At 69.5% G+C, this 21123-nt stretch carries 17 protein-coding genes; 2 read left to right on the forward strand and 15 right to left on the reverse strand.

The genetic code is table 11. The annotated features are described in order from the left end of the window. Position 1: 1 nt before the first annotated feature. From IG196_RS05820 to IG196_RS05850, 7 genes are all read right to left on the reverse strand, one after another. Positions 2 to 1315 carry a CynX/NimT family MFS transporter gene (locus IG196_RS05820; RefSeq protein WP_192196927.1) on the reverse strand — a complete coding sequence of 438 codons (1314 nt, stop codon included), beginning with the start codon at positions 1313 to 1315 and terminating at the stop codon, positions 2 to 4. Positions 1316 to 1320: 5 nt separating this feature from the next. Continuing rightward, positions 1321 to 2001, reverse strand: a complete 681-nt coding sequence (locus tag IG196_RS05825) for a FadR/GntR family transcriptional regulator (RefSeq protein ID WP_192195384.1) — start codon at positions 1999 to 2001, stop codon at positions 1321 to 1323. A 113-nt stretch (positions 2002 to 2114) separates the two neighbouring features. Further along, on the reverse strand, positions 2115 to 3569 hold the full coding sequence (locus IG196_RS05830) for a TPM domain-containing protein (RefSeq protein ID WP_192195385.1): 1455 nt from the start codon (positions 3567 to 3569) through the stop codon (positions 2115 to 2117). Further along, positions 3569 to 5830 carry a penicillin-binding protein 1C gene (gene pbpC, locus IG196_RS05835; protein WP_192195386.1) on the reverse strand — a complete coding sequence of 754 codons (2262 nt, stop codon included), beginning with the start codon at positions 5828 to 5830 and terminating at the stop codon, positions 3569 to 3571. Before pbpC ends, IG196_RS05830 begins: the two co-directional genes overlap by 1 nt. Positions 5831 to 5919: 89 nt before the next feature. Further along, complete coding sequence (locus IG196_RS05840) at positions 5920 to 8322, reverse strand: ATP-binding cassette domain-containing protein (protein WP_192195387.1); 2403 nt, start codon at positions 8320 to 8322, stop codon at positions 5920 to 5922. Positions 8323 to 8412: 90 nt separating this feature from the next. Next, complete coding sequence (locus IG196_RS05845; RefSeq protein WP_192195388.1) at positions 8413 to 8823, reverse strand: VOC family protein; 411 nt, start codon at positions 8821 to 8823, stop codon at positions 8413 to 8415. Between the two features lie 28 nt (positions 8824 to 8851). Beyond that, positions 8852 to 9298 carry a helix-turn-helix transcriptional regulator gene (locus IG196_RS05850; protein WP_192195389.1) on the reverse strand — a complete coding sequence of 149 codons (447 nt, stop codon included), beginning with the start codon at positions 9296 to 9298 and terminating at the stop codon, positions 8852 to 8854. A 182-nt stretch (positions 9299 to 9480) separates the two neighbouring features. On the opposite strand from IG196_RS05850, the gene IG196_RS05855 reads away from it, so the two are divergent. Then, entirely contained in the window at positions 9481 to 9687 is a 207-nt protein-coding gene (locus IG196_RS05855; protein ID WP_056572175.1) for a hypothetical protein, read from the forward strand. Positions 9688 to 9767: 80 nt separating this feature from the next. Here IG196_RS05855 and IG196_RS05860 read toward each other — a convergent pair whose 3' ends face one another. The 8 genes from IG196_RS05860 to IG196_RS05895 form a co-directional block, all read right to left on the reverse strand. After that, positions 9768 to 10394, reverse strand: a complete 627-nt coding sequence (locus IG196_RS05860) for a LysE family translocator (RefSeq protein ID WP_139702390.1) — start codon at positions 10392 to 10394, stop codon at positions 9768 to 9770. Between the two features lie 63 nt (positions 10395 to 10457). After that, entirely contained in the window at positions 10458 to 10748 is a 291-nt protein-coding gene (locus IG196_RS05865; RefSeq protein WP_192195390.1) for a DUF2277 domain-containing protein, read from the reverse strand. A gap of 114 nt (positions 10749 to 10862) precedes the next feature. After that, entirely contained in the window at positions 10863 to 11228 is a 366-nt protein-coding gene (locus tag IG196_RS05870) for a nuclear transport factor 2 family protein (RefSeq protein ID WP_101493252.1), read from the reverse strand. 75 nt (positions 11229 to 11303) lie between these two features. Then, positions 11304 to 11651, reverse strand: a complete 348-nt coding sequence (locus tag IG196_RS05875) for an NIPSNAP family protein (RefSeq protein WP_192195391.1) — start codon at positions 11649 to 11651, stop codon at positions 11304 to 11306. 19 nt (positions 11652 to 11670) lie between these two features. After that, positions 11671 to 12507 carry a hypothetical protein gene (locus tag IG196_RS05880; protein WP_192195392.1) on the reverse strand — a complete coding sequence of 279 codons (837 nt, stop codon included), beginning with the start codon at positions 12505 to 12507 and terminating at the stop codon, positions 11671 to 11673. After that, positions 12504 to 13016: a tyrosine-protein phosphatase gene (locus IG196_RS05885; RefSeq protein WP_192195393.1), complete on the reverse strand. Its 513-nt coding sequence runs from the start codon at positions 13014 to 13016 to the stop codon at positions 12504 to 12506. Before IG196_RS05885 ends, IG196_RS05880 begins: the two co-directional genes overlap by 4 nt. Positions 13017 to 13058: 42 nt before the next feature. Continuing rightward, positions 13059 to 13703, reverse strand: coding sequence for a hypothetical protein (locus IG196_RS05890; RefSeq protein ID WP_192195394.1), 645 nt, complete (start codon positions 13701 to 13703; stop codon positions 13059 to 13061). Between the two features lie 94 nt (positions 13704 to 13797). Continuing rightward, positions 13798 to 19788, reverse strand: a complete 5991-nt coding sequence (locus IG196_RS05895; RefSeq protein ID WP_192195395.1) for an alpha-2-macroglobulin family protein — start codon at positions 19786 to 19788, stop codon at positions 13798 to 13800. A 183-nt stretch (positions 19789 to 19971) separates the two neighbouring features. Here IG196_RS05895 and opgC point away from each other — a divergent pair, with 183 nt between their 5' ends. Continuing rightward, on the forward strand, positions 19972 to 21114 hold the full coding sequence (opgC, locus tag IG196_RS05900) for an OpgC domain-containing protein (RefSeq protein ID WP_192195396.1): 1143 nt from the start codon (positions 19972 to 19974) through the stop codon (positions 21112 to 21114). The last annotated feature ends 9 nt before the right edge of the window (positions 21115 to 21123 follow it).

Raw genomic sequence — 21123 nt, forward strand, 5'->3', positions numbered from 1 at the left:
CTCAGTGGCGCGGCACCGTCACCGCGCCCACATGCAGCGTGCGCCCGGCGCCCAGCCCCGCGATGACCAGCGCCACGCCCAGGCCGACGAACAGCCAGGCCGAGGCGTGGAAGCTGCCGGTCCAGCCGTGCAGCAGCCCGGCCAGCAGCGGGCCGAAGGCCGCCACCATGTAGCCCACGCCCTGGGCCATGCCCGACAGGTGCGCCGCCACGTGCGAATCGGGCGAGCGCAGCACGATCATGGTGAGCGCCAGCGCGAAGGTGCCGCCCTGCGAAATGCCGAGCACCACGGCCCAGGTCCACATGCCGCCGGGGGCGTCCAGCGGCGCGAACAGCATGGCCAGCATGGCCGCCACCGTCATCGCCGACAGCACCACCGCCAGCGCGCGCTGGTTGCGCAGCTTCACGGCCAGCGCGGGTACCACGAGGCAGGTCACGACCTGCGTCATGACCGACAGCGACACCACGTAGCCGGCCATTTCGCCGCTGAGCCCGCGCTCGCGCAGGATCGGCGCCAGCCAGCCCATCACGATGTACGCCAGGGCCGATTGCAGCCCCATGAAGAAGGTGACCTGCCAGGCCAGCCGGTCGCGCCACAGGCCGCGCACGGTGAAGCCCGACTCGCTCGCCACCGGCTTGAGCGGCAGCGCCTGCGGTGCCCAGATGAACGTGACCAGCGCGGCCGGCACGGCCCACATGGCGAGCGCCAGCGTCCAGCCGCCGCCCAGTGCGTGCTCCAGCGGCACCGTGAGGCCCGCGGCACTGGCGGCGCCGCCGCACACCGCCATGGTGTACAGGCCCATCATCAGCGCGGCCTGCTTGGCGAAGTCGCGCTTCACCAGGCCCGACAGCAGCACGTTCGACACCGCGATGCCGCTGCCCGCGATGGCCGAGGCCAGGAACAGCAGCGGGATGTTGCCGGTGCCGCGCAGCAACGTGCCCACGCCGATCAGCACCATGCAGCCCAGCAGCGTGCGCTCGGTGCCGAAGCGGCGCCCGAGCCAGGGCGCCATCGGCGCGAACACGCCCAGGCAGACGATGGGCAACGTGGTCAGCAGGCTGGCGGCGGTGGCCGACAGGCCGGTGGCCCGGATGATTTCCGGCAGCACCACCGACAGGCTGGCGAACACCGGCCGCAGGTTGAAGGCGATGAGCACCACCGTGAGGCCGAGCAGCAGCCGGCGGCCCCGGCTGGGTGTCGGTGTGGGGCGCGGTGCGGGCAGGCTGTCGACCTCGGCGTCGATCAGCAGTTCTTCGGCGCCCGACGGCGCCGCCTGGGTGCGCGCCGTGGTGGCCGCACCCGTGGGCAAAGTCATGGAGTTCATGCCGTGCCCAGCGCCAGGACGTGCATCGTGGGCGCCATCAGCTCGCGCACGGCGGCGGCGGCGCGCTCGGGGTCGCCGCTGGCTATGCCTTCGACGATGGCGCGGTGCGCTGCCTCGTCGGGCTCGGGCAGGCTGGCGCTCAGCGTGCTGGCAATGGTTTCCTTGATGTAGCCGGTGATGAAGCGGCAGGTTTCGACCAGCGCCAGGTTGCCCGACACATCGACGATGGCCAGGTGAAAGGCCAGGTCGCGCTCGATGAAGGCCGCGCCGTTGTCGGCCATGTCGGGCTGGCCGCGCTTGTCGAGCAGGGCGTGGAGCCGGCGCAGGTCTTTGGCGGTGTGGCGCACGGCGGCGAGCCGGGCGGCTTCGACCTCGAGCGCGCGGCGCACCTCGAACTGGTCACGCAGGCTCGCCAGGCGCAGCTTCTGCAGGCTGGCCGAGGGGTCGAAGCCCGAGCGCACGTAGGTGCCCGAACCCTGGCGCACCTCGAGCAGGCCGCGCGAGACCAGCGTCTTCACCGCCTCGCGCACGGTGCCGCGGCTCACGCCCAGCAACTGCGCCAGCTGGGGCTCGATGGGAATGCGCGAGCCGATGGGCCAGCGGCCTGCGGCGATCTCGGTGCGGATGCTGTTCGCGGCGGCGTCGGCCAGGGAGGTGCGGGGGGGTTGGACGAGCATGGGATCAGGCCGGCTTATTCATTGAATGATTGGATGAATTTAACCATCCTTGAAAAGTCGCAGTCGGCGGCAGGGGCATGGAAGCGGCGCGTCGGGGTGGCCGGCTGCCCGCATCACCAGCTGCCCGAGGCGCCGCCGCCGCTGCTCGACCCGCCGCTGTCCGAGGAGGACGAAGACGACGAGGAAGACGATGACGAACTGCTGCTGCTGCTGTCGTCATCGTCGCTGCTGCCCGATTCCCAGACACCGGGCGGCAGGAAGCCGAACAGCATCGAGAAGAACGCCGCCAGCGCGATGGGAATCCACGAGGTGTCCGGCACCGGGCCGGGCGAGGTGATGTGGAACACGTAGCCGCAGATGCCCGCCACGATGACCAGCCGGACGAAGAAGCTGACCACGCTGCGCTGGAAGGTGTTGACCATGCAGCGCAGGATGACCACCGCGAACAGCGTCACGCCGCCGATGCACAGCGCCCACAGGAAGCCCCACCAGAAGCGCTCGGCGCCGACCGTGAAGGCGATGGCGACCAGTGACGCGATCACGCCCACGAAGCCGCCCATGAAGATGGCGGCCGTGCGCGACATGCCGCAGAGAAAGCCCAGCCCGTAGCCGAAGGCCGCCGGCATCGCCAGCACCAGTGCGATGGGCGGATTCAGCAGCGCCGCGCCGGCCGCCAGCGGGCCGGCCCCGAGCAGGCCGAGCACCAGGCGCAGGTCGCGCGGGGCAGGGCGCGCACGCGCCGGTTCGGGCTTCATTGCCGCCAGGGCGTCGGCCCAGGGTTCGGGTCCAGCGCTGGCGTTGCGCCCGCCCTTGCGTTTTTTCTCTTGGGCGCGTCGCGAGGCCGAGGTGCCGCGCGGCGGGTCGCGCTCCACGCCACGGCCGTGGTAGATGCCCAGGCCCAGGCCCCACAGCAGCACGCCCAGCAGGCTCCAGCCCTCAGGCGTGACCTGGCCGCCGCTCGTCAGGCTGGTGACCTTCTCGTCGTCGGGTGCGGGTGCAGGGGCGGCGGCGTGGTCCATGGCGATCTGCTGCGACTCGGGCGCGACGAAGCTCACCTCGCCGTCGAGCAGCCGCGCGAGCGCGCTCACCGCCGACTGCACGCCGCCGCCGAAGTCGCCCTCGCGAAAACGCGGCGCCATCTCGCGGTCGATGATGCGGGCCGCCTGGATGTCGGTCACCGTGCCTTCGAGGCCGGTGCCGACTTCGATGCGCATGCGCCGGTCTTTCTGCGCCACGAGCAGCAGGATGCCGTCGTCGGCCTCGCTGCGGCCCAGCCGCCATTTGGCGAACACGCGCGTCGCGTAGGCCTCGATGCTGTCCTCGCCCGTGGTCGGCACGATGAGCACGGCGAGCTGGGCTTCGGTACGGGATTGGATGTCGGCGATCTGTTGGCGCAGCGCATCGGCCTCGCGGGGCGACAGCGCCTGTGCGAGGTCGACCACGCGCGAGCTCATCGGCGGCACTGGCACGGGCTTGGCCTGCACGACACGAGGGCCTGTGAGGCACAGCACGAGCAGCAAGGCGAGGCACAGCGACAGCCAGCGGGGCATCCATGTCAGTCCGTTCATCATCTACGCGTTCCCTTCGCTGCCACCACACCCGCGCCGCGCACTTCGACGCGGCGCTGATCAACCACCTTGCCGCTGGCGTCGACCAGCTCGATGAGGTGCCGACCCGGCCACGGCAGCCACTGCGCGCTGTTGCCGCGTGCGTGGAACTTGCCGTCGATGCGCCACTGCACGCCGCGCCCTTCGGATTCGAAGCGCACGCGCTGGCGCTGCGGCGGAATGTCGGGGTCGAGCGCGAGGATCGTGCCGTCGGACGGCGCCGTGATGCGCGCCGAGGCCGCGTCGCTCGCCATGCCGGTGTCGAGCGCGAACAGCGGCTGCTCGGTGCCCTGCAAAAACCATTCGCTGCGCGCCGCTTCGAGCGGGCTGCCGTCGGCGCCGGGGCCGAAGCTCACGGGCGCCTCGACCAACCCGGCGGGCGGCGTGGGCGCGCGGCTGGGTTCGCGGGCGTGCAGGAAGCGCATCACCTCGGCCCACACGGGCGCGGCGCCGCTGGTGCCGCTCACGTCCCACATCGAGGCGCCGCTCGCGTTGCCGACCCACACGCCGACCGTGTAGCGCTGCGACCAGCCCACTGCCCAGTTGTCGCGCATGTCCTTGCTGGTGCCGGTCTTCACGGCGGTCCAGAAGCGGGTCGACAGGATGCTGTCCAGGCCGAAGGTGCGCGTGCGCGCGTTCGGGTCGGACAGGATGTCGCCGACGATGAAGGCGGCGCGCGGGTCGAGCAGCGGCGCGGCTTCAACGGGCTTCGCCTTGGTGGCCGGGGCAGACGGTCGTGGCGTGAGGGGCGTGAGCGTGGTCGCCCCGAAGCGTCCGCCGTTCGCCACCATGCGGTAGGCATTGGCCAGCGACAGCAGCGACACCTCGGCGCTGCCGAGCGCCAGGCTGTAGCCGTAGTAGTCGCCGCTCTCGCGCAGCGGCAGGCCGGCGGCGCGCAGCTCGCGCGCGAAGGCCTCGGGCGACACCATCACCAGCGTGCGCACGGCCGGCACGTTGAGCGAGGCGGCCAGCGCGGTGCGCGCCGACACCGGGCCCTTGAAGCGGCGGTCGTAGTTCTGCGGAATGTAGAGGCCGCTCGCGGTGCTGATCTGCGCCGACGAGTCCTCGATGAGCGAGGCGGCCGTGATGCGCTTCTCGGCGATGGCCTGTGCGTACAGCAGCGGCTTGAGCGTGGAGCCGGGCTGGCGCAGCGCGGTCACGCCGTCCACCTCGGCGGCCTGGCTCAGCGGGCCCGAGGAGCCGACCCAGGCCAGCACCTCGCCGCTCGCGTTGTCGAGCACCACGAGCGCGCCGTCTTCGACATGGCGGTCGCGCAGCTCGCGCAGGTGGCGCTGCAGGCTGTCGAGCGCGTAGCGCTGCAGCGGCGCGCGCAGCGTGGTGCGGACGCTGGCGGGGGCGACGGGCTTGTCGTTGCTTGCAGTGCCCGCCGTGCCCGGGGCATCACGCAGCTCGCGCAGCACCCGCCGTGCGGCATGCGGTGCGATGCCTTCGTTGGGCTCGAACGCGCGCCGTTGCACCACCGCGCTGGTGAACATGTCGAGCGCCTCGCAGTCGGTCCTGGCGCCGGGCTCCATCACGCGCAGCACCTCGCAGGCGCGCTGCGCCACCAGCGCCGGGCGGGCGTTGGGCGCGCGCACCAGCGCGGCGGCCACGGCGGCCTCGCGCGCGTCGAGCCCGCTCGGGGCCTTGCTGAAGAGCGTGCGCGAGAGCGCGTCGATTCCGACGATCTCGCCGCGGAAGGGCACCGTGTTCAGGTAGGCCTCGAGGATCTGGTCCTTGCGCCAGCGGCGCTCCAGCTGCGTGGCGGCCACGGTCTGGCCGATCTTCTGCGTGAAGCTGCGCCCGCCCGCCGCGCGGCGCAGGTCGTCGTCGAGCAGGCCCGCCAGCTGCATGGTGATGGTCGAGGCGCCGCGCGTGCGCGTGTTCCACAGGTTGCCCCAGGCCGCGGCCGAGGCGGCGCGCCAGTCGACGCCGCTATGTTCGTAGAAGCGCTTGTCTTCGCTCAGCAGCATGGCCGCGCGCAACGCGGGCGACACGTCGGCCAGCGCGGTCCACTGGCCGCGCCGCACCGTCGGGTCGGTGCGCACGCGCTGCAGCAACTCGCCCTGGCGGTCGAGCACGGCGGTTTCGGAGGAACGGAAGTCGCGCTTCACTTCCTCGAAGCTGGCCAGCGCCCAGGCGGAGGGTGCGGCGGCTGCCGTCAGCAGGACCACGGCCAGGGTGTGCCGGGCGGTGGAAGAAAACGAGAACGCAAGAGGCATCGCAGCAGACGGGGCCGCAGGGCGGCAGGCAAAGCGGAGACGGCCCATTCTCCGCGATGCTTTCCGGGCGCCCTTCACACGCGGGCGCGTCAGGTGCGGACGTACGCCGCGAGGTGCTGTCCTGTGAGCGTGGCGCGCTTGGCGACCAGGTCGGCCGGCGTGCCCTCGAAGACCACGCGCCCGCCGTCGTGGCCGGCGCCGGGGCCCAGGTCGATGATCCAGTCGGCGTGCGCCATCACCGCCTGGTGGTGCTCGATGACGATGACCGACTTGCCCGCATCGACCAGCCGGTCGAGCAGGGCCAGCAGCTGCGCCACGTCGGCCAGGTGCAGGCCGGTGGTCGGCTCGTCGAGCACGTACACGCCGCCTTTCTCTGCCATGTGCGTGGCCAGCTTGAGCCGCTGGCGCTCGCCGCCCGACAGCGTGGTGAGCGGCTGGCCCAGGCTCAGGTAGCCCAGGCCCACGTCGGCCAGGCGCTCCAGGATGGCGTGCGCGGCCGGCGTGCGCGCCGGGCCTTCGCCGAAGAAAGCGGCCGCCTCGGTCACCGGCATCGCGAGCACCTCGCTGATGTCACGCCCGCCGAAATGGTGTTCGAGCACCGAGGCGTGGAAGCGCTTGCCCTCGCACTCCTCGCAGATCGTGGCCACGCCGGCCATCATCGCGAGGTCGGTGTAGATCACGCCCGCGCCGTTGCAGGTGGGGCAGGCGCCTTCGGAGTTGGCGCTGAACAGCGCCGGCTTCACGCCGTTGGCCTTGGCGAAGGCGTTGCGGATCGGGTCGAGCAGGCCGGTGTAGGTGGCCGGGTTGCTGCGCCGCGAGCCGCGGATCGCGCCCTGGTCGACCGCCACCACGCCCGCGCCGGCCGGGATCGATCCGTGCACCAGCGAGCTCTTGCCCGAGCCCGCCACGCCGGTCACGACCACCAGCACGCCGAGTGGAATGTCGACATCGACATTTCGCAGGTTGTGCGCCTTGGCGCCGCGGATCGGCAGCGCGCCCGTGGCCTCGCGCACCTTCTTCTTGAGCGCGGCCCGGTCGTCCAAGTGCCGGCCCGTGAGCGTGCCGCTGGTGCGCAGCGCCTCGACAGTGCCTTCGAAGCAGACCGTGCCGCCCGCCGCGCCCGCGCCGGGGCCGAGGTCGACGACGTGGTCGGCGATGGCGATGGCTTCGGGTTTGTGCTCCACGACGAGCACTGTGTTGCCCTTGTCGCGCAGCCGCAGCAGCAGCTCGTTCATGCGCTGGATGTCGTGCGGGTGCAGGCCGATGGTCGGCTCGTCGAAGACGTAGGTCACGTCGGTGAGCGAGGACCCCAGGTGGCGGATCATCTTCACGCGCTGCGCCTCGCCGCCCGAGAGCGTGCCCGAGGGGCGGTCGAGGCTGAGGTACCCGAGGCCGATTTCGACGAAGGAGTCGAGCGTGTGCGCCAGCTTGGCGAGCAGCGGCGCCACCGAGGCTTCGTTCAGGCCGCGCACCCACACGGCCAGGTCGCTGATCTGCATCGCGCAGGCTTCGGCAATGTTGAGCTTCTTGATGCGCGACGAGCGCGCCCCTTCGCTGAGCCGCGTGCCGCCGCACTCGGGGCAGGTGGTGAAGGTCACGGCGCGTTCCACGAAGGCGCGGATGTGCGGCTGCATCGCCTCGACGTCCTTGGCCAGGAACGACTTCTGCACCTGCGGAACGAGGCCCTGGTAGGTGAGGTTGATGCCGTCGATCTTGATCTTGGTCGGCTCCATGTGGAGCAGGGCGTCGAGCTCTTTCTTCGTGAACTTGCGGATCGGCTTGTCGGGGTCGAAGAAGCTGCAGCCGTTGAAGATGCGCCCGTACCAGCCCTCCATGCTGAAGCCCGGGATGGTGAGCGCGCCTTCGTTGAGCGACTTGCTGTCGTCGTAGAACGCGCTCAGGTCGAAGTCGGTGACCGCGCCCCGGCCCTCGCAGCGCGGGCACATGCCGCCGGTGCGGCTGAAGGTCTGCTTCACCGTCTTGGCCGCGCCGCGCTCCACGGTGATGGCGCCGGTGGCTTTCACCGAGGGCACGTTGAAGGCGAAGGCGCTGGGCGAGCCGATGTGCGGCTTGCCCAGGCGGCTGAAGAGAATGCGCAGCATCGCGTTGGCATCGGTCGCGGTGCCGACGGTGGAGCGCGGGTCGCCGCCCATGCGCTCCTGGTCCACGATGATCGCGGTCGTCAGGCCGTCGAGCACATCGACCTCGGGCCGCGCCAGCGTCGGCATGAAGCCCTGCACGAAGGCGCTGTAGGTTTCGTTGATGAGCCGCTGCGATTCGGCCGCGATGGTGCCGAACACCAGCGAACTCTTGCCCGAGCCCGAGACGCCCGTGAACACCGTGAGCCGCCGCTTGGGCAGCTCGATGCTGATGTCCTTCAGGTTGTTCACCCGCGCGCCCTGCACGCGGATGAGGTCGTGGTGGTCGGCAGCGTGCCTGTGCTGCGCGTCTTTCGGGGGCTTCGCGTCCTTCTTCGGGGCCTTGCTGCTCATCGGGTCTTTCGTCTTTGGAAGGAACACGGGGCCGCCACGGCGGCGGCGCCCGTGCAGGAGGTCAAGGGGCTGCGGCGCGAAGTGGCCGGCTCAGCGCGTCTGCTGGATGCGGATCAGGTTGCCCGCCGGGTCGCGCACCGCGCAGTCGCGCACGCCATAGGGCTGGTCGGTGGGCTCCTGCACGATCTCGGTGTTGCGGCCCTGCAGCCGCTCGAAGGTGCCGGTCAGGTCGGGCGTGGTCAGCAGCAGCGAGGCGAAGGTGCCCTTGGCCATCATCTCGGCGATGGTGCGGCGTTCGTCGTCGGTGAGCCCGGGCGTGGCGGCCGGCGGGTACAGCACGATGGACGTGGCGGGCTGGCCGGCCGGGCCGACCGTGATCCAGTGCATGCCGCCATAGGCGACGTCGTTGCGCACCTCGAAGCCGAGGGTGTCGCGGTAGAAGGCCAGCGAGGCCTCGGGGTCGGTGTGCGGAAGAAAGCTCGAATGGATGCTGAGGTTCATGGTGAGGGTCCGTAGTGGTGTCGGGCCGTCATGCTAGGTGCGACTCGGGGTTTCGCGCTTCTCGATTCCTGATCGGGCGCGTCACTTGTTTGGCGATGCACGCCGGCATGCCCGCCGTGGCCTGCGCCGCCTCGCGCCGGTAGACGCCGGGCGACACGCCGACCAGCTCGGTGAAACGTGTGGTGAAGGTGCCCAGCGAGGCGCAGCCGACCTCGAAGCAGACCTCGGTCACGTTCATGTCGCCGCGGCGCAGCAGTGCCATCGCGCGCTCGATGCGTCGCGTCATCAGGTAGGCGTAGGGCGATTCGCCGTAGGCCAGCCGGAACTGGCGGCTCAGGTGCCCGGCCGACATGTTCGCGTCGCGCGCGAGCGCTTCCACGTCGAGCGGCTGCGCGTGCTCGCGGTCGATGCGGTCGCGCACGCGGCGCAGCCGTGCGAGGTCGGGCAGGGAGGGTTGGGGCTGCGTGGCGCTCATCGGCGGGATCGTGCCACGTCGCTCCGGCGTGCTCAAGCGCAGGCAAAGGTTCCACATCCGGTAACGAACTTCACACAAGCACCTGCATCTGGAAACCCGAAGCGAACGCGGCGGGGCTTCAATACGGTACGGGCTCGCAGCAGGTGCGCCCGACCGTACAGCTCACCCAAGGAGAACTCCGCATGACAAAAACACTCGCGCTTCTGCTGGCCGCCTCGGCCATCCTGGCTGGTTGCGTGGTCGCCCCCTACGACCGGGGCCCGCCCCCGCGTGGCCATGGCTACGACCGCGACCGTGACGGCGTGCCCAACCGTTATGACCGCGATCGCGACAACGACGGCGTGCCCAATCGCTACGACCGCCGTCCGAACAACCCGTATCGCAACTGACACCTGGGCCGAAGCCCCCCAAAAGAAAGACCGCGAGGCGCACAGCCCCGCGGTCTTTCTTTTGTGTGCCGGACGTGTACTCAGGCAGCGCGGCGCGCCATCAGCGCCCACAGGCCGGCCGCGCTCAGCAGCGAGCCACCCGCCAGGTGGAAGCGCCGCTGCGCGCGCGGCGAGGCCAGCAACCGGCCCGCCGAACTGGCGAACACCGCATAGAGCGTGGCATTGAGCGTCGCCAGTGCCACGAAGGTCAGGGCCAGCACCCACATCTGGTGCGACACGTCGGCGCCCGGGCGGATGAACTGCGGCAGGAAGGCGACGAAGAACACGATGCCCTTGGGGTTCAGGGCCGTCACCAGGTAGGTGTTGGCGAACAGGCGCCAGCGCGAGGCGGGCGCGGCCGGCGCGGCGGTCTCGGTGGACGAGATGCCGGCGCGCAGCAGCTTGATGCCCAGGTACAGCAGGTACAGGCCGCCGACCCACTTCACCACCGTGAACCAGAAGGCCGACGTGGCCAGCAGCGCGCCCAGGCCCAGCAGCGACACCACCAGCGCGGTCGAATCGCCCAGCGCCACGGCGGCCACCAGCGGCACGTTGGCGCGGCGGCCGTGCGACATCGAATAGCTGATCACCGTGAGGATGGTCGGCCCCGGAATGATGAGGAGCAACGCAGAGGCAGCGACGAAGGCGAGCCAGAGTTCGATGGGCATGGGGACGGATGCTCCTGATGGTGTGGGAAGGGCGCGCCGTTCAGCGCGGGAACGAAGTCTTTTTCATGCGTCCGACGTCGACGCGGGCGCTCCGAAGCGCAGTGCGGACCGCGCCTTGGCGCGCTCAGCCTCGATGGCACGGTCACGCGGCTCGGCCGTGGTCACCAGCGATTCGATCAGCCGCCCGGCCGTGGCAGCCACCTCGTCGACGGCGCGCTCGAAGGCCTGCTCGTTGGCGCGCGAGGGCACACTGAAGCCACTGAGCTTGCGCACGAACTGCAGGGCGGCGGCGCGGATTTCCTGCTCGGTGGCAGGGGGCTCGAAGTTGTAGAGGGTCTTGATGCTGCGGCACATGGCGGATGCTCCGGTCAGACGCGGCGCAGGGGCCGCGCGGCCAGTCTAGCGAAACCACGTCTTCTTGCGCAGCACCCGCCGGGGAAGGCCTGCCACAGGCCCGGGACACCCCGCTCAGCTGCCTTCGTAGAAGAACTCTTCGCGCACGATCTTGCCGTCCTTGACCGTGTACAGCGCCATTTCTTCCATCGTGAAACGCTGGCCCGTGGGCTTCATGGTCACGTCGAAGCGAAAGCCGACGATGAAGCGGTCGCCGTGCGGCCAGGGGCCGGCCACCTGGAACGAATGCACCTCGTGGTTGGCCACCCACCATTCGCCCTTGGCGCGGATCGCCGAGAGGCCCACCGCTTCGCGCGACATGCCGGGCGGCGCGCTGGCCTCGACGCTGACGGCCTCGGGCGCGTAGAGCACCTGGGCTTCGTCCATTTTCCCTGCGTTGCACAGCGCCACGAGCTTCGCGGCGATTTCCTGGGTGTTCATGCGTTTCTCCAGTGAGGTCGGGGGATGACGGGAGGCGCAGTGTAGGCCCGCGCACCGCGCGGCGTCGACAGCCGTTCAGCGCGCCGGGTCGTTGAGCGCGCGCAGGCTGTCGACGCCCTCTGGCGAGAGCCACAGCAGCGTGTTCAGGTAGGTCTCGATGCGGTCGACCAGCGCGCTGCGTGGGCCCTCGCGCCATTCGGTGGAACCGTAGAACGCCGCCTGCTCGGCCTCCAGTGCCTCGCGGCTCGCGTAGGCACGCACGATGCAGTAGCTCTCTTCCTCGTGGTCCGACTTGCCGTAGCTCACCACGTCCATGCCCTTGCTGCGCAGCATGGGCACCGCGCGTTCATGCATCGCGCGGTGGAAGTCGTCGAGGGTGCCGGGCTTGAGGCGGTAGGTGCGGATTTCGAGCAGGCGCTTCATGAGGAATGGACTCCGGCGTTCATGCGGGAATGCGCGGCGCTTCGACGTCGTGCAGCTGCGCACTGAAGTCGTACCTGTATTCGTAGTCGCCCGTGTAAGCCAGCGCGATCTTTCCCGTCCACGTGATGTGGAAGCGGTCGGTGCCCGCGATGCGGTCGAAGCGGATGCGATGCTGGGCCGCGGCGTCGTGTCCGAGCAGGTAGATGTGAAAGACGTTGTCTTCCATGTCGTCGGGCGGTGGCAGGTCGATGCTGACCTCGAGCCCGTCGAGCCGCGCCAGGCTGAAGTCGGGCAGTGCGCAGACCGCGAAGCCGCCGCCGTCGCCCCAGGCGGTCGACGACAGCGTGCAGCGGTGGTAGTTGTTCCAGACCCCGGGTGCCTCCCAATCGGACGGGTGGTCGATGTCCTCGTCTTCGGGCTCGTCGATCTCGCGCTCGGCGTCGTAGTCTTCGCTGCGCAGGTGCAGGTCGAACCACACCTCGTTGTCCCGAACGGACGCGGTCCAGCGGAATTCCTTGACGGGATGGCCTTCGGGCCAGGGGTTGCCGGCGAAGTGAATGCGGTCTTGGGGGCGTGTCATGGGAGGAGTTTTCGTTGCGCCGTCGTGTGTGCGGGCATAGGCGCTGTCGTCCGCGATCGCGATGCAGCGGTCCAGCAGGCCGGCCTCGCGCACCTCTTGCTCGGTGTCCACCTGGAACACGTTCTTGCGGCAATCGCTGCAGTACCGGACGCCGGGCGTGGCGGTTTCTTCGAGTGCGTCCCAGGGCTTGGGGCACGAGAGTGATCCGTCGTGCGCGCTTCTCGACGGCGCTTGTGGATCGACCGGCGCGCGACCGATGCGGATGGACTTCTTCATGGAGGCGGTGGGCGGCGGGTCCCGAAAACGTACTGCGCGACCCATTCCGCCTGCTCCGATGTATCGGGCATCTCGATGCCCCGGGAGCGGCTCAGCAGATGGAAGATGTTCTGGCCCGGAACGCCGAGCCCGTGGAGCAGGCTGCCCGCGATGAGGCCCGTGCGGCCGATGCCTGCGTGGCAGTGAATCGCGATGGCCTTGCCGCTCGCCAGTTCGACGCCCAGTTCGGCAATGAAGGCCGCCGCGTCCCGTTGCGATGCCGGGATGCCGTGGTCCGGAATCGGGAAATGCCGGAACACGATCCCATGTTCGGCGCAGAGCGCAGGCTCTTCCTGGAGTTCAAGTTCCCTGATTTCCTGCGCCTCGAGCAGGGAGACCACGATGTTCAGCGAGGCACGCTGCCAGGACGCCACGTCCCCGCGCAGCAGGTCACCGCCGCGCGGACGTGCCATCAGGCCCAGCCGATGTGGCGGTATGCCGCGGACCCAGTGGATGGTGGTCTCGAACATGGCCTCTGCTTCCGGTAGCCGATCGAATCGGGCTTGTGTCTCTCAGGTGAAAACAATCGCCGTCTTGTGCGCAATGCTCAGTCGCGCCGACTCATACAGCAGCAGCCATGACTCGATCTCCCGGTAGAGGCCTTCGTCCTCGCCCATGCTGTCGCCGAGCCGCGCGGCTTCCTCGTCGGACAGCTCGCCGTCCGAGAGCGTGATGCCGAGCGCGGGAGCCACCAGCACCAGTTCTTCGAGCAGGCGGTACGACGAGCCGAGCATGCCGCCGGGCAGGTCGGTCTCGTCTTCCTCGGCAAAGATCACCTCTTGGAAGTCGACCGGCAGATAGAAGCCTTCCGCGTCGGAGTGGCACAGCAGGTGGCTTTCGAACATGCCGGCCACGTCTTCGAGCGTCTCGTCTTCCGTGGGATCGGTGTCTTCCGGCAGCGGCGTGGCGATCCAGTCGGGCGTCGTGACGCGGTGCGCGTAGGCGCGGCGCAGGTAGTGGATGAACGAGTAGGGCAGGCCGTCGAGCGGCGCGCGGGATTCGAGTGGCGGCAAGGTGCGCGGCTCGACGTGCGGCGGCAGGCCGGCTTCGGCGAGCTTGCGGTTCGCGGCGGCGAAATCGGCCTCGAAGTGTTCGACGCTCTCGGGATCGTTCTCGATCAGGTCGGCGAGGATGCCGACGCTAATGGCCAGGCCCATGGGGTTCTCCAGTAGTGGGTTCGCTGCGATGGTGACGAGGACGGGTGAAGGCGGGATGACGGCCCGCCTTCACCGTTGTTCCTCAGTGGCTGCGTTACTTCGCCGCCTCCACCTTCACCCGCGCATTCGGCGTCTCGCCAAACATCTCGGGCGCATACATCGCTTCGACGCGGCTCGGCGGCAGCGCGAAGTCGCCGACGTTGTTCAGGCGCACGGTGTATTCCATCTTCACGACGCCCTTGGGCAGGTACTCGTAGTAGCTGCGGAAGGCCTCGAAGCTGCGCTCTTCGAACGCCGGCCAGCCGGAACCGCTCTTCTTCTCGCCCTGCGTGGCGATCTGCGAGTCGCGGCCCAGGCCGCTGCCCAGGATGGTGGCGCCGCCCGGAATCGGGTCGCTGATCACGACCCAGGTCATGTCGGTGCTGGCGTTGACCTCGATGCTCACGCGCAGCACGTCGCCGCGCGTGTACTTGCCGGCCACGGCCTGCTCGACCGGCGTGATGGTCTTCTTGAGCGCATAGCCCGCCGCGAACGGTGCCTTCAGCTGCACGGCGGCCAGCGACTGCAGCGTGAGCCACGGCTTGCCGGTGCCTTGCTGCGTGACCAGCAGCGTGTCGCGCACGGGTGCGCCCGACGGCGACGCGGACCACGGCAGGAACATCGTGTTGTTGCGCAGGTTGCCCGGCGAGGCGGGCGCACCGAACATGGTGGTCTGGTTCGGCGCACCGGACGCGTCGCTGGCTTTCACGCGCTCGACCTTGCTCCAGTCGACCTGCGCCTTCACCGCGCCCAGCGTGGCGGCCGTGACGCCGGCCACCGGGGTGCTCTCGAACACCTTGCTGAATTTCTCCAGCGCGAGCCCGCCCCACAGGTTGGCGGTGGTGGTGTGCCAGGCGCCGTTCTGCTGGCGGCCGATGAAGCCGTTGGCGAGCTTGCCGATGTCGTCCTTCCAGCTCGGGTCTTCCATCACCGTGAGCAGCAGGCGCGCGGTGTTGACGTCGCCGTTGGTCATGAGCCACCACCAGTAGTCGTCCTGCTCGGTGCTGAAGATGAGCTTGGTGCCCTGGTACGAGAGGCGCGCCTTCAGCACGTTGTTGGCTTCGTCCAGGCGCTGCTGGCGCTGCGGCACGTCGTTCACGCGCTTGAGGATGTTGAGCCAGTCGATCACCGCGCTGGTGGGCCACTGGTTCGGCGCGATGGTGATGCTGCCGAGCATGCTGCCCTTGGCCTTGCCGTAGCGCGAGAGCGCTTCGAGCGCGGCGAGCTTGCGCACGTCCAGGTCCTTGCGTGGGCTCCAGAACTCGCGCGTGACGCGGCCTTCGACGAACGCGATCAGGCCCGATTCCATCGGCGCGCGCGCGTCGTCGGCGAGCGCGAAGGCCGGGTTGAGCTGGGCCGCTTCGTGCGTGGCCGCGAGCAGGTACGACGTGAGGATGTCGCTGCCGCGGTTGGCTTCGCCGTCGCGCGGCGGGAAGTAGCTGGCGAGGCCGTCGCTGTCCAGGTAGGTGGGCAGCGTGGCCAGCACGCCCTGCCACATCTTGGCGTCGCGCAGGCCGACCGCCTTGCTGGTCTTCTGTTCGAGGCAGCTGAAGGGGTAGTTCGCGAACCAGTCTCGCACGCCCGGCAGGCCTTCGGCGAGCTTGGGCTGCAGCGACATCTTCAGGCCGCCGCGGCCGGGCAGGGCGTCGGCGGGCGGTGCCACGTCGAGCGTGAACGGCCCGTCGATCTGCACCAGCGTGGCCTGCTGCACCGTGAGCGGCACGGCGGGCACGATGCGCTGGCGCACCTTGAGTGCGTCGCGCGCGCCACCGACCGTGTCTTTCGCTTCGATCTCCCACAGGATGGCTTCGGCACGCGTCTGCGCGAGCTGCGCGGGCGCGGTCACGTTCCAGGCCACTTCACGCGATTCGCCGGCCGGAATGTCCACGGTCTGCGTTTCGAGCGTGAGCAGCGTGGCGCGCGGCGTGGCCTCGACCTTCATCGGCTTCTGCGTGGTGTTGCGCAAGGTGATCTGCGCGCGGAACTGGTCGTCCTCGCGCACCAGCGGCGGCAGGCCGCTGATGATCTGCAGGTCTTGCGTGGCCTGGATGCTGGCCTGGCCGGTGCCGAACAGGCTGGTGCCCGCATCGGCCACGGCCACGATCTTGAAGGTGGTGAGCGCGTCGTTCAGCGGCACCGTCACCACAGCCTGGCCGTTGGCGTCGAGCACGATCTTGGGGTTCCACACGAGCAGGGTGTCGAGCAGTTCGCGCGTCTGGCCCTTGCCGCCGCCGCCGCCCGCGGGCACGGCCTTGCGACCGTAGTGGCGCCGGCCGACGATTTCCATCTGCGCGGTGGAGGTGCTCACGCCCCAGCTGCGTCGCTGCAGCATCGCGTTGAGCAGGTTCCAGCTGTCGTTGGGCATGAGCTCCAGCAGCGCCTGGTCGACCGCGGCCAGCGCCACTTCGGCGCCGGCGGCCGGCTTGCCGTCGGGCAGCTTGGCGGTGATGGTGACCTGCGCCTTGCTGCGGATCGGGTAGCTGGGCTTGTCGCTGGTGACGGTCACGTCGAGCTGGTGCGCGCGCGTGCCGACACGGATCTCGGCCATGCCCAGGCGATAGGCAGGCTTGCTCAGGTCGACCATGGCCGTGGGCGCGACGTATTCCTTGCCCTCGTACCAGAAGGCGGTCCACCACTCGCGCGGCGCCTTGAAGCCCCAGGTGAAGAAGCTGTACCACGGCACTTCGCGCAGGCGCCCGCGCAGCGCGAGCACGCTCACGTAGGCGTTGGGGCCCCACTCGGGCTTGACCTGCAGCGAGACGGTCGGGTCCTTGCCGTCGAGCTGCACCACGTGCGTCTCGATGATGCCCTCGCGTTCCACGGCCACCAGTGCGGTCGCAAAGCGGAATGGGCTGCGCACCTGGAACTTGGCGACCTCGCCGGGCTGGTAGCTCTTCTTCTCGGGCAGCACGTCGATGCGGTCGTTGTCTTCGCCGCCGAACCAGAGTTCGCCCTGCTTGGTCACGTAGACCGAGCTCACGGCGCTGGCGCTGCGGCCGTCGCTGTCGGTGGCGCTGGCAATGAGTTCGACCTCGCCCGCTTCCTTCAGCTCCGATTCGCACAGCAGCAGGCCGCGCGAGTCGCTCTTGCCGGAGCAGACGGTGCCGATGTCTTTCGTCTCGGTCTTGTTGTCGTAGGTGTAGAAGCCGCCCACCATGCGCTTGCGGCTGGTGGTGGTGATGCGCGCCACGGCGCGCACGTTGAGCGTCACGCCGGCCTGGGGCTTGCCCGTGAGGTCGAGCGCGAGCGCCTGGAACTTGAGCTTCTGGCTGGTCGAGACCCAGCCTTCGGTCTTGATGCCGGCGATGACCGATGCGGGCCACAGCGTCTGCGTGCTGCGGATCGTCTGCACCTCGCCGTTCGGGTCGGCGTACGTGGCTTCGAGCAACAGCTCGCGCGCGGCCTTCACCTTAGGCACCTTGTCGATCGTGACCTTGCCGGCGCCGTCCTTGTTGAGCGTGAGCGGCAGCTTGTCGGCGATCACGCGGGTGTCGTTCACGCTGTTCAGGTCTTCCTCGCCGGCGCCCGTGTCGGCGGCGGTGGCGGCTTCGCTGCCATCACCGGAAGCGCGCGGCGGGTTGAAGCTGAAGGCGTCGTAGTCGGAAAAGCTCAGGCCCTTGCCGCGCACCATGGCCGACACGCGCACCGGCAGGTTGGCGGCGCCGCCGCCGGCCACGTAGTTGATCTGCACGTCGGTGGGCACGCTCGTGGCGGCCACCAGCGGTTTCTTCTCGGTGGGCGCGATGCGGCCTTCGAGCACCGGCAGGCGGAACTCCTCGACGCGGAAGATGCCGGTCGAGTAGGTGCGGTTGTTGCCCTCGTCGCTGGTGCCATCGCCGGAGCGCAGCTCGACCTGGTACACGCCGAGCTTGGCGGCCGGCGGAATGGCAAAGCTGTTCTCGGCGCTCAGGCCGCCGGTGGCGGTCTTGCGCCAGGCCAGCGGCTGCGTGAAGCGCTGGCCGCTGCCCATGTGGGTGACGACCAGCGTGTCGGGCCGGTCTGCCGGCAGGCCGAAGCCCTTGCTGGTCTGCGTGCGCAGCAGGCTCTTCATCGACACCGTTTCGCCGGCGCGCAGCAGCGTGCGGTCGAAGATGGTGTGGGCGATGCCGTCGGGGCGCACGTCCAGGCTGGTGGGCACGTTGAAGCGCCAGGGCTCGATGCCGCGCTGCCAGTCGCTCCAGGTGAAGGCGAGGTCTTCCACGCCCTTGTCGTCCTTGGCGCGCGCGCTCACGAACCAGGCGCTGGTCTCGTACTCGTTCGGGCCGTTGCAGCTCGGCGCATCGGGCGACACGCCGTTGAGCATCACGATGCCGCTGGCGTCGGTGGTGCCGGTGGCCACGGCCTTGCCGTCGCAGCTGGACACGCGCACCTCGGCGCCCGCCACCACCTTGCCCTTGTCGAGCGTGGTGACCCAGGCCATCGAGTTCTCGCGGCCCAGCTTGAAGTGCACGGCCAGGTTGGTGGCCAGCGCGGTGGTGCGCACGTACATCGTGCGACCGGCGTTGTAGCGTTCGTCGAGCAGGGCTTCGCCGAGTTTCTGCGAGGCGATTTCGAGCACGTGGAAGCCCGGCGTCAGCGGGATGCCGATGACCTCGAACGGGCGCGGGTCACCGCTCTCGGCCTTGGGCATGTCGAGCGCCTTCACGCCCGGCTGGCCGCCGAGCAGCGACAGCATGCGGGTCTGCACGTGCGAGCGTTCGTTCTTGTCGATCACCGGGGGCAGGGCGCCCTTCACGTCGCGGCGCGCGGTGTCGCGGCTGATCGTGTAGTTGTCGTAGCGGCGCACCTTGCGGTACCACGCAATGATCTCGGCGTCGGTCTTGGGGTTGAGGTCGCTCACCTTGCCGGGCGTGAGGGCCTGCACCATGAGCTGCGGCTCCACACGGCGCACCGTGACCGGCATCATGGCCGGGGTGTCGGGTTCGGCGAGGCGCTCGATCACGCCGAAGGGCGAGGCGGCGAACTTGGCGAGCGGCGGCATCGCGCCGGTCGCCACCTTCAGCGGAAAGCTGCCGGGCGTGCCCAGCGGGCGGCCCGAGGCGTCCTGGAAGCCGGAGGGCAGCTCAATGCTGAACTGCGCGCTCTCGGCCAGCGGCGGGCCGAAGCTCGCGCTGTTGACCACGTCGTCGTCGTTCTGCGAGCCGCCGCCGCTCTCGAGCGTGGCCTTGATCGTCTTGCCGTCGCCCTTGAGCTCGATCTGCGACGCCACCTTGCGCGTCACCGGTGCGTTGAACTGCAGCTGCATCGGGCGCAGCGGCAGGCAGGCGGCCTGCGCGTTCTCGCGCTCGCAGCTGAACGACACCGCGAAGGGCTCGCGCACCTGGTAATCGAAACGGCGTTCCGTGGCGTTGGCGACGCCCGACGGCGTGGCCACGCCCTTGCCGTAGACGACCTGCACCTTGGCGCCCGGCGTGAGCGTGCGGTTGCACTGCATCGTGATGAAGCGCAGCGGGTCTTTCGCGGCTTCCTTCTCACGGTGGAAGGCCTTGAGCAGCTCGGTGCGCGCCTCGCCCTCGAGCAGCTTGGCCGGAATGCGTTCGCCGACACCGTCGGCCGCGCACCAGACGTTCTGGCGCACGCTGTCGATGGTGGCCGCGCCGTTGAGCTCGAGCACGAACATCTGCTGCTCGTCGATGCGGGCATAGGTGCCCGGCATGTAGTTGCGCACGAACGGGCCGCCGCTATTGAATTGATAGCGTTCGGGGCCGGTCAGCTCGCCGCCGCCGGCCGGCTTGAAGGTGGGAATGCGGGTGACCGAGCAGCGCACGCCGGGCGGCAGGTCGTTCTCGAAGTCGTAGACCCAGGCCTTGGCGTCGGTCCAGCGGCCGGTGCCCTTGCCGGCCTGTGCGTCCGAGCAGCTCACGGTGAGCGGGGCGGGCGCCTTGGGGTCGCCGAAGTTGACCGCCGCCTGATCGAATTTGGCGACGACCTGGCGCACGCGCGCCACTTCGCCCTGCGGGGTCAGGCTGGTGATCTGAAGTGCATGGCCCGGGCCCGCCGCGAGCGTGCCGGCGGCCAGTAGCAATGTCGGAATGAAACGGTTCACGGAGTTCTCCACCTTGAGGCAGCGCGCAGCGTAGCCGATTTGCGTGGCGCTTCGGGAGTGCCAAGCGTCATAGGCCGTGCGTGCTTTGAGCGCGCGTTCTGTTGACGTACGCCGGTCTTCTTACAATCGCAGACGTCGTGCGTGCGCTGCGCAGACCGCCACCAAGACCTCGCCGCCGACCGAATGAAACGCTACTGGGAAATAGACGCCTTGCGCGGGCTGATGCTCGTGCTGATGACCGTCACCCACCTGCCCACGCGGCTGACCGATCCGCTGGGTCAACCTTTTGGCTTCGTGTCGGCCGCCGAGGGCTTCGTGCTGCTGTCGGCCTTCGTGGCGGGGCTGGTCTACAGCCGCATCGGCCACGTGCGCGGCGTCGACTCGATGCGCCAGGCCTTCTGGCGGCGCGTGCTCAAGGTCTACCTGTGCCAGGCGGCGATCCTGCTCTTCTTGTTCACGGTGATTGCGGCGCTCGGCGTGCACATCGACCAGCCGGCGGTCAAGAACCTCGTGTCGTACTACCTGGCGGAGCCGCGCGACGGCTTCCTGTTCGGGCTGCTGCTGATCTACGAGCCGCCGCTGCTGGACATCCTGCCGATGTACATCTTCTTCATGCTCATGAGCCCGTGGGTGCTGGCCTTCGCCATGCGCCACGGCTGGACGCTCGTGATGGTGGCCAGCGCCACGGTCTGGGCGATGGCGCAGTTCGGGCTCAGCGAATGGGTCTACGGGCTGGCGGTGCGCTACCTCGGCGTGCCGGTGCCGTTCCACGAGATGGGCGCCTTCAACACCTACGCCTGGCAGTTCCTGTGGTTCGCCGGCCTGTGCCTGGGCGCCAGCCGCAACGCGCCCGACGCCCGGCCGCTGCGCTTTCCGGCCTGGCTGCTGGTGCTGGCGGCGGGCATCGCGCTCTACGGTTTCTACTGGCGCCACACCGGCATCAACGGCCAGGCGCCGTTCGGCGGCGATGTGGAAATGAACCTGCTGTTCGACAAGTGGCAGCTCGGCCCGCTGCGGATCGTGAACCTCGTCGCCCTCGGCATCCTGGCGGTGGGCTTCGGGCCCTGGCTCATGCGCAAGATCCCGCGCCTGCACTGGCTCGAAGCCATGGGCTCGGCCTCGCTGCCGGTGTTCTGCGCGCACCTCGTGGCGGTGCTGCTGGTGCTGGCCTTTTACGGCGACAACCAGATGGCGCGGCCCTGGTGGGGCGACGGCCTGCTGCTGGCGGTAGTGTTCGCGGGGATGTACTTCGTGGCGCGCTTCACGCGCGGCGCCGACGTGCCGCCGCCGGCGGACGACGTGCCTTCGCAGCCTGCGCCGGCGTAGGCGCCTGTC

Source organism: Variovorax sp. 38R (genome assembly GCF_014843395.1).
Taxonomy (GTDB): Bacteria; Pseudomonadota; Gammaproteobacteria; order Burkholderiales; family Burkholderiaceae_C; genus Variovorax; species Variovorax paradoxus_H.